Source organism: Propioniciclava sp. (assembly GCF_047602245.1).
Classification (GTDB): domain Bacteria; phylum Actinomycetota; class Actinomycetes; order Propionibacteriales; family Propionibacteriaceae; genus Propioniciclava.
This window is the reverse complement of sequence record NZ_JASGHT010000001.1, coordinates 1,175,918-1,188,888: the sequence shown is the minus strand read 5'-3', so window position 1 is coordinate 1,188,888 and position 12,971 is coordinate 1,175,918. Positions and strand designations below refer to the sequence as shown.

The following is a 12,971-nucleotide window of genomic DNA, read 5'->3' as shown; positions in this document are numbered from 1 at the left end:
TGCCGTGGTAAGAGCCCGGGCGCTGAGAACTAGGTGCCGGGCTTTGTCCATGCGCAGAGGGGCAACGTATGCCAGGCATCGTCGTGATCGGAACCCAATGGGGGGACGAGGGCAAAGGTAAGGCCACCGACCAACTCGGTGACGCCGTCGACTACACGGTTCGCTACTCGGGCGGCAACAACGCCGGCCACACGCTGGTGGTGAACGGCGAGAAGTACGCGCTGCACCTGCTGCCGTCCGGAATCCTGAACAAGGGTGTGCCGGTGATCGGCAACGGCGTCGTCGTCGACCTCGAAGTGCTGTTCGAAGAGATCGACGCGCTGAACGCGCGCGGCATCGACACCTCGCGCCTGATCATCTCGGCCAACGCCCACATCATCGCGCCCTACCACAAGGTGCTCGACAAGGTCACCGAACGCTTCCTCGGCAAGCGCAAGATCGGCACCACCGGACGCGGCGTCGGTCCCGCCTACGCCGACAAGATCAACCGCGTCGGCATCCGCATCCAGGACCTGCTCGACGAGCAGCTGCTGCGGGACAAGGTCGCCGCCTCGCTGCTGCAGAAGAACCAGCTGCTGGTCAAGGTCTACAACCAGCTCGCCGTCGACCCCGGCGAGGTCGCCGACCACCTGCTCAGCTTCGCCGACCGGATCCGGCCCATGGTGCGCGACGTCGCCCGCGAACTGAACGACGCGCTGGAGGCCGACAAGCTGGTCGTCTTCGAGGGCGCGCAGGCGCACCACCTCGACGTCGACCACGGCACCTACCCCTACGTCACCTCGTCCAACCCGATCGCGGCCGGCGCGTGCACCGGCTCGGGGGTGGGGCCCAACCGCCTCGACCGGATCGTCGGCATCGCCAAGGCCTACACCACCCGCGTCGGCGAAGGCCCGTTCCCGACCGAACTGCTGGACGCCGACGGCGAGACCCTGCGCCAGGCCGGCGGCGAATTCGGCACCACCACCGGGCGTCCGCGCCGCTGCGGCTGGTTCGACCCGCTGGTCGTCGAAGCCGCCTGCACCTACAACGGCGTCACCGACGTGTTCTTGACCAAACTCGACATCCTCACCGGATGGGAGAAGATCCCGGTGTGCGTCGCCTACGACGTCGACGGACGCCGCGTCGAGCACTACCCGGTGATCATGGACGAGATCGTCGCGGCCAAGCCGATTTATGAATACCTCGACGGCTGGACCGAGGACATCTCCGACTGCCGCACCTTCGACGAACTGCCCGCCACCTGCCAGGCCTACGTGAAGCGCCTGGAGGAGCTGATCCGCTGCCGGATCTCCGGCATCGGCGTCGGCCCGGGCCGCGAGCAGACGATCTTGATCAACGAGCTGATCTGATGGTTGTTGACGGCGATCCTGCTTGTGCGGGGTCGCCGTCGGCTTTTTGCTGGGGGAGGTTTGCTGTGGTGACGTCCGGTGAGAGTGGGGTTGCGTCCGGTGAGGGTGGCGGGGGCCGTTCCCGCCCACGGCCTGGCGATGCGCGTTCGCGCATCGCGGCCGGTATGCCCGACCACGCCCTGAACGGCCCCCGCCACCCTCACCTCTGCTCGTTGGTGCTGTACGACTCCGACTGCGGGTTTTGCACTCGGTCGTCTCAGTGGCTCGCTCGGATCACTGCGGCGCGGGTTGAGCCGTTGCAGGCGGCCGACTTGGGGGCGCTCGGTGTGTCACCGGAGCGGGCCGAGCGTGAGATGCCGGCTGTTCTCGCCTCCGGGGCAGTTGTGTATGGCGCGGATGCTGTTGCGGCCGCGCTGGCGTCTGGGCCCTGGTGGGCGCGCGTCGGAGCGTTCTTGCTGCGCGTTCCCGGGCTTCACTGGGGCGCGGGGATGGTCTACGGCTGGGTAGCGCGCAACCGACATAGCCTTCCGGGTGGTACCGGGGCCTGCCGGCTCCGCTGATCGCGGGGGTCTCCTGGTGTCGGCGAACGCCAGGCCTCGGCCATTCGGCCGGCTCCGCTGATCGCGGGGGTCTCCTGGTGCCGGCGAAGGCCAGGCCTCGGGCATTCGGCCGGCTCCGCTGAGTGCCGGGGTCTTTGCGTCAGGCGCGCACGGCCTCCGGGATCAACTCGTCTCCGTCGTTGAAACGGATCGTCCGGCGGATGGTGGAGTCGTCTTCCAGAACGGCGGCGATGACGCCGGCGACGTTCGCTCGTGGGACGTGGCCCGATTGGGTGGTCCGCGTGTCGATGCGGCCTGTCGGCGCCTCGAGGGTGAGGGTGCTCGGGCCGAGGATCGTCCAGTCGAGATCCGTCGCGGCCAGGTAGACGTCGGCGGCTGCCTTGGCTTCGGCGTAGGCGAAGAACGGGTGGTCGGGCGCGACCCCATGGTCGGGGGAGGCGCCGAAGTAGGACACCATCACGTAGCGACGTACGCCGGCGAGCGCGGCGGCGTCCATCGAGCGGATCGCGGCATCCTGATCGACGGCCTTCGTGCGGGCCGGGTTGCCGCCACCGGCACCGGCGGACCACACCACGGCGTCCTGATCGGCGATCAAGCCGGCGATGCCGGCCACGTCGAGGCGTTCGAGGTCGGCGACGAGCGGGGTGGCTCCGGTCGCCTCGACATCGGCGGCGTGATCGGGATTGCGGATCACCGAGGTCACCGTCTCGCCGCGCCGGGTCAGCATCGCCGAGGCGATGAGAGCGACCTTGCCGTGTCCACCGAGAATGAGGATGCGTGCCATGAACCCACCCTACGTGCGATCGCTAGGTGCCGACCGGCGAGTCAGCCGAAGCCGCCGGTGGCGAGGTGGTGCAGTTCGAACGCCTGGGCTACTTCGCCGCCGCGACCCGGGGTCATCGTCGACGGGAGAGTAAATCGCTTCACTCAATTTTGAAGAGGCCGCCAGAACATCAGTCCCACTGATGTTTTTCGGGACCGGCCGAGAACGAGTGAAGCGATTTACTCTCGTGCCGCCGCTGACCCGGCGCCGCGACGCTGTCGGCCGGCGCTCGGTGGGCCGAAAGCGGGCTCGGGCGGATACTCTGTGCGGGTGCCCCGTGATTTGAACGTTCTCGTCCTTGGCAATGGCGGCCGCGAGCACGCACTCGCGCTCGCGCTGCACCGCGATCCTTCGGTGGTCGCCCTGCATTGCGCGCCCGGCAATCCCGGGACGGCGTCGATGGCCACCAACCATGCCGTCGATGCCTCCGACGGCGCCGCGGTGGTCGCGCTCGCCCGCGAACTCGGCGTGAACCTGGTCGTGGTCGGTCCCGAGGCGCCGCTGGTCGCGGGCGTGGCGGACGCGGTGCGCGAAGCCGGCATCGCCTGCTTCGGTCCTTCCGCCGAAGCCGCGCAGATCGAGGGCAGCAAGCAGTTCGCCAAGCAGGTGATGGTCGCCGCCGACGTGCCGACGGCCGCCTCTGTCTACTGCACCAGCGTCACCGAGGTGGCCGCGGCCATCGACGAGTTCGGCCCGCCCTACGTCGTCAAGCAGGACGGCCTGGCCGCCGGCAAGGGCGTCATCGTCACCTCCGACCGCGCCGCCGCCCTCGCGCACGCCGAAGGCGCGCTGCCCGCGATCGTCGAGGAGTACCTCGACGGCCCCGAGGTCAGCCTGTTCGCCGTCACCGACGGGATCACCGCGCTGCCGCTGCAGCCCGCCCAGGATTTCAAGCGCGCCCTCGACGGCGACGAAGGCCCCAACACCGGCGGGATGGGCGCCTACACGCCGCTGCCGTGGGCGCCCGAGGGCTTGGTCGAGGCGATCATGGCCGACGTGGTGCAACCCACCGTCGACGAGATGCGCCGCCGCGGCACCCCGTTCACCGGCCTGCTCTACGCCGGGCTCGCGCTTACCTCGCGCGGTCTGCGCGTGGTCGAGTTCAACTGCCGCTTCGGTGATCCCGAGACCCAGGCGGTGCTCTCCCTGCTCGAATCCCCGCTCGGCGAGGTGCTGGACGCCGCCGCGACCGGCCGGCTGTCCGAGGTCGGCGAGCTGGTGTGGGCACCGGGCTCGGCCGTGATCGTCGTGCTCGCCGCCAACGGGTATCCGGGCGTTCCCGACCAGGGGGGACGCATCGCCGGCCCCCGGTTGTTCGCATCGGATGACAACGTTCACCTCGTGCATGCGGGCACCGCGCTCGACGGCGACGACCTGGTCGCCTCCGGTGGCCGGGTGCTCGGGGTGGTCGCCCGGGCCGCCGACCTCGATGCGGCTCGAGCGGACGCCTACGCCGCCGTCGACGCGCTCGACGCGCCTAGCCTGTTCTGCCGCCGCGACATCGCCGCGCGGGCGGCGTCCGGCCTGATCGAAACGCCGACGCTATGAGCCAGTACCGGCTGCGATCCTGGCGCTCGGCGGATGCCCCGGTGCTGCTGCGCAGCGTCGCCGAGCCCGAGTTCGCGCGCGACCTGCCTCCGCTGCAGCACCTCGCCGACGCCAAGGCCTACGTCGCCAAGCTGGCCGGCGACGACGACCTGATCGCGTTCGCGATCGTCCGTGACGACGAGGACGGCGACATCGTGCTGGGCGGCGTGCATGCGCGGATCGACCGCGTGATGCGAACGGCCTGGGTGTCCTACTGGCTGCTGCCGGACGCCCGCGGCCTGGGGTTGGGTTCCCGAGCAACGGTGGCGCTGGCGGACCATCTGTTCCGCCAGGATGTGCACCGCCTCGAGGTGGCCAATCGCCTCGTCAACGTGTCCGCGCGCAGGGTGGCCGAGCGGGCCGGCTTCATTCCCGAGGGCATCATGCGTTCGGAGCTCGAGATCGACGGCGTCCGTTACGACACCACGCTGATGAGCCGGCTGGTCACCGATCCGGCGCCTGCGACCGAACCGCTGCCCGGCCTGAGCTGAGTCACGCCGGGTCGAGGACGATCGGGACCTTTGCCCAGCCGCTCACCGGCGGGCGCTCGCGGATCGGGCCGCGCTCGCGCGACATCGTGATCCGGGTGGTCTGGGCGAGTAACTCCCCGATGATGACGCGCAATTCCATCAAGGTGAGCGCGCGGCCGGGGCAGACGTGCGGGCCGATGCCGAAGACGAGATTGTCCTCGGCGTGCGCGGCCGGGTTGAAGGCGTCCGGGTTGTCGAAGACCTCGGGATCGCGGTTGGCGGCCGTCCAGTTGAGCACCACCCGGGTGCCGGCCTTGATGGTCTCGTCGCCGACGGTCACGTCGCGCGTCGTCACCCGGCGGTTGGAGACGAACGGGTCGTCGATGCGCAGGATCTCCTCCAGGGCGTCCTCGACATCACCGGTGCGCCCGGCGGTGATCAGCGCGCGCAGGTGATCCTGCAGGGCGACGTCGCTGGCTAGGTGGTGCACGATCACGCCGACGCAGGCGGCCAGTGAACTGAGGTCACCGGCGGTCCAGTTGCGCAGGATCGACACGATCTCCGAGTCCGGCAGGGCATGCCCGTCGACCCGGTCGCGCATCAGCCGCGCGGTGACATCGTCGGCGGATCCGTCGCGGCGGGCGTCCAGCAGCCGGGTGATGATCGCGTCGAAACGATCGGCCACCTCGGCCAGCCAGGCGCGATCGCCCGAGCGGGACGCCTCGCGGTTGTCGGCCACCCAGGCGACGAGCTCGTCCTCGATGGCGGCCGGCCAGCCCAGCCAGGTGCTTTGGGCCCGCACCGCGAACGGGGTGCCGATGTCGAGCACCGTCCGGACGGTGACCCCGCGCGGCAGCGCGCCGACGATGGCACGGGCGTGCTCGCGGCACTGCGGCTCCTGGGCGGCCACCTCGGTGGGAGTCATGTAGGCGTCGATCAGCGCGCGGTAGGCCCGGTGCTCGGCGCCGTCGAGGCTGTTGGGCAACGCCCGGTGCGCCGACACCGCGCTGGAGAAGGTCGCTGCATCGAGCGCGGCCGCCTTCACGTCGGCATGCGCCAGCAGGGTCACGGTGCCGTCGGCGGCCCGGACCACCGGGCAGGCCGCGCGTTGGGCGTCCAACTGGACGCGCAGGTCATCGTGCGCGCCGGCCTCCGCGTGCGGATCGGTGTGGGCTCGGCCGGCGGTGGTGGTCATACATCCACCCTAGAATCCGGACGCCGCGCCCGGGCGCGGTTTCTACCGATAGCGCGACGACTGGGCCGAGGTCAGGACGCAGGCCTCTTGATGATGCGCAGCTGGGTGAGGGCGCCGAGTTGGTCCACCCGTGACGGTGGCGGCACGGCGGCCGTCCGGGACCGGGGGTTATCCCCACCTCAAGTCGGCGGCCCGGCCCCACGCGGCGGACGCGGGCGCTCGGCGAGGCTGACACCTGTGAATGGCGCGCCCTCGAATCCTTGTCGACTTCTGGTGTGGATCAGCGCGGTCGTGGCCGCCGGCGTCCTGCTGTCCGGGTGCGGGGCTGGCCCCGCACCGGCCGAACCGGACGCCTCCGCGCGCCCGATCAGCACCGGCGGCGGGATCATCCCTGAACCGTTCGCCGCCGTGCTGGCGACCGTGGACGAGCATGCGCGCGACCGGCACGACCGGGTGGAGGCCGAGACCGTCCGGTGCATGGCGGCCCAGGGATTCACCTACACGCCCCTTCCGTTCTGGCAGCGCGAGCAGCGTTTCCAGCGCTTCGGGGATATCGAGCACGCGTCCCGGTACGGTTTCGGCCTGTCGCCCGAGGAGGACCGGCGCGGGCGGCAGGACTCCCTTCCCGACGACACAGCGAAGCTCTCCTCACAAGAGAAGGAGGCCTGGTTCAGGGCACTGCTCGGCGACATGGACTCACCGAACCGGATCAGGATCGAGCACCGCGACGGCAGCGTCAGTGAGGGTCCGGGTGAAGGGTGCGACATCGAGAGTCAGCAGGCCCTCTACGGCGACTATCGAGCGTGGCGTGTGGCCCAGGTCTCGTTCGAAGAACTCGACCACCTGGTCCGCCAGGGCACCGACAGCGACCCTGCCTGGCAACGGGCGTTGGCCGACTGGCGGTCCTGCATGACGGACGCCGGCTACGCGCGCTACGCCACGGACAGCCGAGTCGAGGCGTCCGAGCTGCTGTCGGAGGAACACAGGCGTGGACGGGTGTACGAGCCGGACACGGTCGTGCCGGTCGACCCCGCCGACGCGAAGCACGAACGCGAGGTCGCGGTGGCGTCCGCGACGTGTGAGAAGAAGCTCGGCATGGCCGACACCTATGCGCGGGTGCAGGCCGTCCACGAGAAGAAGGTGAGCGAGACCGAACAAGGCGTCATCACCGGCTACCTGGAACTCGTCGTCACGGGCACCGCGAAGGCCGGCGGTGAGGTGGAGGCTTCCCCGAGCACGGCCTGATGCCGAGGCGGACGCCGCCAAGACCCCGGCCACGCGCCGGCGGATCCATGCCGTCACCGCGGCCGGCGTGGGCGTCCTCGTCGTCGCGGTCATCGCGGCGCTCGCCTTGCTGCGCCCGCCGCAAACCCTCGACCAGCGCAAGCCGCCGCCGACCGAACTCACCGTGCCGGTGGAGCGTCGTGCGCTGACCTCGACGGTGGTCACCCGCGGTACGGTTGGCAGCGTCGGTGACGTCCCGGTGAGCTGTCTGCCGTCCTCGGCCGGCGGGGACGCCACCGTGTTCACCCGCCGCCCCGAGGCCGGTGCGCAGGTCGCCGAGGGCGGTCTGCTCGCCGCCGTGAACGGACGCCCCGTCCTGGCGCTGCAAGGGGAGACGCCGGCCTTCCGCACCATGCTTCCCGGCGCGAAGGGCGCCGACGTCGCACAGCTTCAGGCCGGCTTGAAGCGGCTCGGCCACACGATCACCGACGCCGAGGGCGTCCTCGGGCCCAGCACCCGGCAGGCGGTCAGCCGCTGGTACGCCGAGGTGGGGTTCGCCGCGAACGAGCCGGCGCCGGAGGCGTCCGCTGCCCTGCGCGCCGCCCGCGACCAAGTCGCGCAGGCCGAATCGCAGGTGGAGACCGCCCGGCGCGCGCTCCGCACCGCGCAGGCCGGCCCCGCGCGCAGCGCCGTCCTCGCCTCGGAATCCGCGCTCGCGCAGGCGCGCGAAGCGGTGCGCGCCGCCACCACGGACGCCGAACGCGCCGCCGCCACCCGGCAGTTGCAGCTCGCACAAGCCCAGGACAAGGAGTTGCGCGCGATCGACCTCGGCGAGCCACGGGCGGCCGTCGCCGCGGCCGAGCAGGCGCTCGCCCGCGCCCAGGAGGACCACGCCGCGCTCGTCGCCAGCACCGGGGTGTCGGTGCCGTTCTGCGAGGTGGTCTTCCTGCCCACGATGCCGGTCCGGGTCGTGCAGGTCCGCGATACCACCGCCGCGGGGCAGGCGGCCGAGGGGGCGGACCCGGGCGCGGGGGCGTCGGAGGCCTGGGTGAGGGTGGCGTCCGGCGAACTGCGGTTGCTCGCCGAGGTGAGCACTGCCGAGACCGCGCTCATCTCGGCGGGGGCGCAGGTCCGGTTCCGGACCGACGCCCAGACCAGTGAGCGCACCGGGACGGTCACCGCCGTCAGCGCCGCTGAGGGCCGGGCGCGGGTCGAGATCGCTCCCGAAGAGGCCTTCGACGCCGCCGAACAGGGCCAGGGCATGAGGGTCGCCATCGAGGTGGGCGCCACCGAGGGCGAGGTGCTGGTGGTGCCGCTCGCGGCGGTCTCCGGATCGGCGAACGGCCTGGCCCGGGTGCAGCGGCGCGGCCCGAACGGGCGCACCGACATCGAGGTGCGCGCCGGGCTGGTGGCCGACGGCTACGTCGAGATCGCCCCCGTCGACCCCGGCACCCTGGACGCGGGGGACGAGGTCGTGGTCGGTGGCTAGCGCACTGCTGGAACTGCGCGGCGTCCGCCGGGCATTCGACGGACTCGAGGTGCTGCGCGCCACCGACCTGGCCATCGCCCGCGGCGACTATCTCGCGATCAGCGGCCCGTCGGGTTCGGGCAAGTCGACGCTGCTCAACCTGCTCGGACTGCTCGACCGGCCCTCCTGCGGCAGCGTGCTGGTGCGGGACCAGCCGGTCGATGACCTGCCCGACCCTGCGCGCTCGGCCATCCGCGGGCGGACGATCGGCTTCGTCTTCCAGGCCTTCCACCTGCTGGCCAGCCGCACGGCCGTCCAGAACGTCGAACTCGGGATGATCTACCGTGGCATCCCGCCCGCCGAGCGCCGCGACCGGGCCCGGCGGGCGCTGGCCCGGGTCGGCCTGGAGCACCGCCTGGACGCCCGGCCCACCACCTTGTCGGGCGGCGAACGCCAGCGGGTCGCCATCGCTCGCGCGCTGGCCTCCGAGGTCTCCTTGCTGCTCGCCGACGAGCCGACGGGCAACCTCGACTCCGCCACCGGTGACCGGGTCCTCGCGCTGTTCGACGACCTCCGCGCCGACGGGATGACCCTGGTCGTGGTCACCCACAGTCCCGAGGTGGCTGGCCGCGCGGCCCGCCGGCTGAGCATGGCCGACGGCGTCCTGACGGAGGAATCATGACCGAGGCTTCCACGCTGACACCGCGCGATGCGATCCGGGAGGTCGTCCTCGACCTGCGCTCGCGCCCGGCGCGCGCCGCGCTGACCGCGGTGGGCACCCTGATCGGCATCGCGGTGCTGGTCAGCACCCTGGGGCTGGCCGCGAGCCTGGACGCCCAGATCGCCGCGCGCTTCGACGCGCTCACCGCCACCGAGGTGACCGTGCGGGCGCGCTCGGCCGACCCCGGCCTGCCCCCGGCGCTGCCCGCGGACGCCGCCCGGCACGCCCTCCGGATCGACGGCGCCGTGGCGGCCGCCACCTTGTCGGAGGTGAGGGGCATCACCCGGGTCACCGGCACGCCCGGCTACGACCCGGCGGCCCCGGCCAGCACCGACCTGGCGGTGTTCGCGAGCAGCCCCGGGCTGGCGCGGCTCGTCCACGGCGAGGTGACCGGAGCCTTCCTCAACGACTGGCACGACGAAACCCGGCAGCCGGTCGCCGTCCTCGGGCGCGACGCGGCCGACCGGTTGCACATCGACGACGTCACCCGGCGTCCGGTCGTCTTCCTCGACGACCGCCCTGTCGTGGTGATCGGCATCCTGGAGTCGGCCGCGCGGCACCCGAGCCTGCTCCGGGCGGTGATCCTGCCGCAGGGCTACGCCCACGCCCTGCTGGGGCTGGCCGGCCCCGAGGCGCTGCACGTGGAAACCGAGGTCGGCGCGGCGGAGGTCGTGGGCGGGCAACTCGGCCTGGCGGTGCGGCCCGACCAGCCGGACCTCCTGAACGCCGAGATCCCGCCGTCGCCCGAGACGACCCGGCGCCAGGTGGCCGGCGACACCCAGGCGCTCTTCCTGGTGCTCGGCCTGATCAGCCTGGTCATCGGCGGGATCGGCATCGCCAATATGACCTTGGTGTCCGTCCTGGAGCGCACCGCCGAGATCGGGCTGCGCCGCGCCATCGGGGCCCGCCGCCGGCACATCGTCGCCCAATTCCTGCTCTCCAGCGTCGTCACCGCCTTCCTCGGGGCGCTGGCCGGCACTGCGCTCGGCCTGATCGTGACCGCCGGCGTCGCGCTCGCGCAGCACTGGCCGCCCACCATGCCGCCGGCGGTGCCGGCGTCCGCCCCGCTGATCGGCGCGGTGATCGGACTGGCCGCCGGCGCCTACCCCGCCTCGCGGGCGGCCCGGATCGAACCCATCGACGCATTACGGGTGGCGTCATGACCGCTTCCTCCTTGCGGCGCGGTCCGTGGCAGGCTGAGGTCATGCGCCACGTCCTCCGCCCGTTCCCATGGTGGTCGCTGGCGCACCTGGCCCTCGGCATCGTGCTGGCGCCGGTGCTCGCCCTGGCCGGGGTGGCGGTCGCGCTGGTGACGCCGCTCGCGGTCTTCGTGACCTCGCCGTTCCTGCTGCTCACCCGGCTGTTCGACGCGCTGATCGGGTTCGATCGCGCCCGGTTCGCCGTGCTGCTCGACCGCCAGGTCGGCGTCCCGCTGACGCTGCCCGATGCCGCGGACGCCCATGCGCGCGTGCGCGCGGTGCTCGCCGATCCCGCTCATCAGCGGGCGGCCGGCTATGCGGTCGTCCGGGTCGCGCTCGCCGTGTTGCAGGGATGGGTGCTGACCGCGGTGGCGCTGGTTCCCGCCCTGCTGCTCGCGACGCTGGTGGCGTCCGTGGTGATCGGCTACCAGCCGCACGGCAGGTCCTACTACATCCCGGATCCGCAGACCATGGTGGTCGGCGTCCCGGTGCTGATCGGCCTGGTGACCATCGCCACCCCGCTCGTCATCCGCGGCCTGGCCTGGCTGGATGCGTGGGCGAGCCGGGCGCTGCTGGGCAGCGTGGACGCCGAGGAGCTCGAACGCCGGGTCGGTGAGCTGGTGGACGCCCGCGCCCGCACGGTGAATGCCGCGGACGCCGAACGCGCCAAGCTGGAGCGCGACCTGCACGACGGCGCCCAGCAGCGGCTGATCGCGCTGTCGGTGCTGCTCGGCCAGGCCGAGGCGCGGCTCGCGGACGCCGAGGCCGACGACGGCGCGCTGGCGCTGGTCCGCCGCGCCCGCGCCGAGACCACCGGCACCATCGACGAACTCCGCACGCTCACCCGCGGGCTGCGCCCGCCCATCCTGGAAGCGCGCGGCCTGGACGCCGCCCTGTCCGCGGTGGCGGCGCGGCTGCCGATGACGGTCGGGCTCGATATCCGGCTGCCCGAGCGCCCCGACCCGGCGCTGGAGGCGATGCTCTACTTCGCCGTCACCGAGGCGCTCACCAATGTCGCCAAGCATGGGGGCGGAGCCACGGCGTCCGTCACCCTGGAACGCGACGGGGGACTGCTGCGCGCCACCGTCGCCGACGACGGTCCTGGTGGCGCCGACGTCGCCGGCGGCACCGGATTGCGCGGCATCGCCGACCGGTTGTCCGGGGTGGACGGCCGCCTGTTCCTGTCCAGCCCGCCCGGCGGGGGAACCGTCGTGACCGTGGAGGTGCCATGCGCGTAGTGCTCGCCGAGGATTCCGGACTGCTCCGGGAGGTGCTCACCGGGGCGCTGATCGACCGGGGCGTCGAGGTGGTGGCCGCGGTGCCGGACGCCGAACAACTGCTGCGCGCCGTCGAGTCCACGCCGCGGCTGGACGCGGCGATCGTCGATGTCCGGATGCCGCCGACCTTCACCGACGAAGGGCTGCGCGCCGCGCTGGTGCTGCGCAAGCGCTGGCCTGACCTGGGGGTGCTGATCCTCAGCCAGTACGTCGAGGAGCGCTACGCCACCGAACTGCTGGCCGCAGGCGCCCGCGGGCTCGGCTATCTGCTCAAGGACAAGGTGGGCGACCTGGCCGAGTTCTCCGATTCGCTGGCGCGGGTCGCGGCGGGCGGCACCGCGCTCGACCCGGGCGTGGTCACCCAGCTCGTCGCCCGCAGCCGGCACACCGGACCGCTGGCCCGGCTCACCCCGCGCGAACGCGACGTGCTCGCCGGCATGGCCGAGGGACGCTCCAACGCCGGCATCGCCGCCCAGCTGTTCATCGGCGAAGGGGCGGTCGAGAAGCACGTCACCAACATCTTCGCCAAACTCGACCTGGGTGTCGCCGAGGGCCAGCACCGCCGCGTCCAGGCCGTGCTCGCCTACCTGCGTGGGGACGCCTCGTGAGGGCCCGTGCGGTGAAGGCCGCCGCGGCGGTGTCCGTGCTCGTGCTGCTGGTCGCCGGGGTGTGGAATCAGCGGCACCTGTTCGTCGAGCAGGTCTACCGCAGCTTCACCCTCCGCATGGTGGACGGCACCGAGACCACCTGGGTCGAGGGCAGCGGCGGATGGTTCCCCGACCCTCCTTACCTCATCCCGCCGGTGGTGGAGGTGGACGCGGGCGACGGCGTCCGGGTGCGGGTGGAGCGGGGCTCGGCGCCCTACATCCAGGTCGAGGGCCGGGCGACGCTGGCTCGCGTCCTGGCCGGTGGCACCCCGACCGGCGTGGTCGCGCGGTGCGAGACCCCGACGCCGCTGAGCCGCTGCGCGATCTGGGTGAACGTGATGGTTCCCGACGGCGGCACCCGGGTCACCATCCTCCAGCGTGCGGGGGCCGACGTGACCGACCTCGATCCGCGCGTTCCCGTGGACGTGGTCACCGCCCCCTGAACCTGCGT

At 72.2% G+C, this 12,971-nt stretch carries 13 protein-coding genes; 11 read left to right on the top strand and 2 right to left on the bottom strand.

The window, feature by feature from the left end:
- Positions 1-68 precede the first annotated feature (68 nt).
- Complete coding sequence (locus tag QM708_RS05840) at positions 69-1,349, top strand: adenylosuccinate synthase (RefSeq protein WP_415105325.1); 1,281 nt, start codon at positions 69-71, stop codon at positions 1,347-1,349.
- The gene (locus QM708_RS05835) at positions 1,349-1,909 is read left to right on the top strand and encodes a thiol-disulfide oxidoreductase DCC family protein (RefSeq protein ID WP_415105322.1); all 561 of its coding nucleotides are present in this window, start codon (positions 1,349-1,351) and stop codon (positions 1,907-1,909) included. Before QM708_RS05840 ends, QM708_RS05835 begins: the two co-directional genes overlap by 1 nt.
- A 139-nt stretch (positions 1,910-2,048) precedes the next feature.
- Here the strand turns inward: QM708_RS05835 and QM708_RS05830 are convergent, their stop codons facing one another.
- The gene (locus QM708_RS05830; RefSeq protein WP_415105319.1) at positions 2,049-2,693 is read right to left on the bottom strand and encodes an NAD(P)H-binding protein; all 645 of its coding nucleotides are present in this window, start codon (positions 2,691-2,693) and stop codon (positions 2,049-2,051) included.
- A 321-nt stretch (positions 2,694-3,014) separates the two neighbouring features.
- Here QM708_RS05830 and purD point away from each other — a divergent pair, with 321 nt between their 5' ends.
- Both purD and QM708_RS05820 read left to right on the top strand, forming a co-directional pair.
- The gene (gene purD, locus QM708_RS05825) at positions 3,015-4,280 is read left to right on the top strand and encodes a phosphoribosylamine--glycine ligase (RefSeq protein WP_415111301.1); all 1,266 of its coding nucleotides are present in this window, start codon (positions 3,015-3,017) and stop codon (positions 4,278-4,280) included.
- Entirely contained in the window at positions 4,277-4,810 is a 534-nt protein-coding gene (locus QM708_RS05820) for a GNAT family N-acetyltransferase (protein WP_415105316.1), read from the top strand. The genes purD and QM708_RS05820 overlap by 4 nt, the downstream gene beginning before the upstream one ends.
- Position 4,811: 1 nt before the next feature.
- Here QM708_RS05820 and QM708_RS05815 read toward each other — a convergent pair whose 3' ends face one another.
- On the bottom strand, positions 4,812-5,984 hold the full coding sequence (locus QM708_RS05815) for a cytochrome P450 (RefSeq protein ID WP_415105313.1): 1,173 nt from the start codon (positions 5,982-5,984) through the stop codon (positions 4,812-4,814).
- Positions 5,985-6,257: 273 nt separating this feature from the next.
- Here QM708_RS05815 and QM708_RS05810 point away from each other — a divergent pair, with 273 nt between their 5' ends.
- From QM708_RS05810 to QM708_RS05780, 7 genes are read left to right on the top strand one after another with little or no spacing between them, the layout of a single operon-like run.
- Positions 6,258-7,229, top strand: coding sequence for a hypothetical protein (locus QM708_RS05810; protein WP_415105310.1), 972 nt, complete (start codon positions 6,258-6,260; stop codon positions 7,227-7,229).
- Positions 7,198-8,697: a peptidoglycan-binding protein gene (locus QM708_RS05805; protein ID WP_415105307.1), complete on the top strand. Its 1,500-nt coding sequence runs from the start codon at positions 7,198-7,200 to the stop codon at positions 8,695-8,697. Before QM708_RS05810 ends, QM708_RS05805 begins: the two co-directional genes overlap by 32 nt.
- On the top strand, positions 8,690-9,358 hold the full coding sequence (locus QM708_RS05800; RefSeq protein ID WP_415105304.1) for an ABC transporter ATP-binding protein: 669 nt from the start codon (positions 8,690-8,692) through the stop codon (positions 9,356-9,358). Before QM708_RS05805 ends, QM708_RS05800 begins: the two co-directional genes overlap by 8 nt.
- Complete coding sequence (locus QM708_RS05795; RefSeq protein WP_415105301.1) at positions 9,355-10,560, top strand: ABC transporter permease; 1,206 nt, start codon at positions 9,355-9,357, stop codon at positions 10,558-10,560. Before QM708_RS05800 ends, QM708_RS05795 begins: the two co-directional genes overlap by 4 nt.
- A gap of 41 nt (positions 10,561-10,601) precedes the next feature.
- Positions 10,602-11,834 (top strand): histidine kinase, encoded by a 1,233-nt coding sequence (locus tag QM708_RS05790; RefSeq protein WP_415105298.1) that lies wholly within the window; start codon positions 10,602-10,604, stop codon positions 11,832-11,834.
- Complete coding sequence (locus QM708_RS05785; RefSeq protein ID WP_415105295.1) at positions 11,825-12,481, top strand: LuxR C-terminal-related transcriptional regulator; 657 nt, start codon at positions 11,825-11,827, stop codon at positions 12,479-12,481. The genes QM708_RS05790 and QM708_RS05785 overlap by 10 nt, the downstream gene beginning before the upstream one ends.
- Positions 12,478-12,963, top strand: a complete 486-nt coding sequence (locus QM708_RS05780) for a hypothetical protein (RefSeq protein WP_415105293.1) — start codon at positions 12,478-12,480, stop codon at positions 12,961-12,963. The genes QM708_RS05785 and QM708_RS05780 overlap by 4 nt, the downstream gene beginning before the upstream one ends.
- The last annotated feature ends 8 nt before the right edge of the window (positions 12,964-12,971 follow it).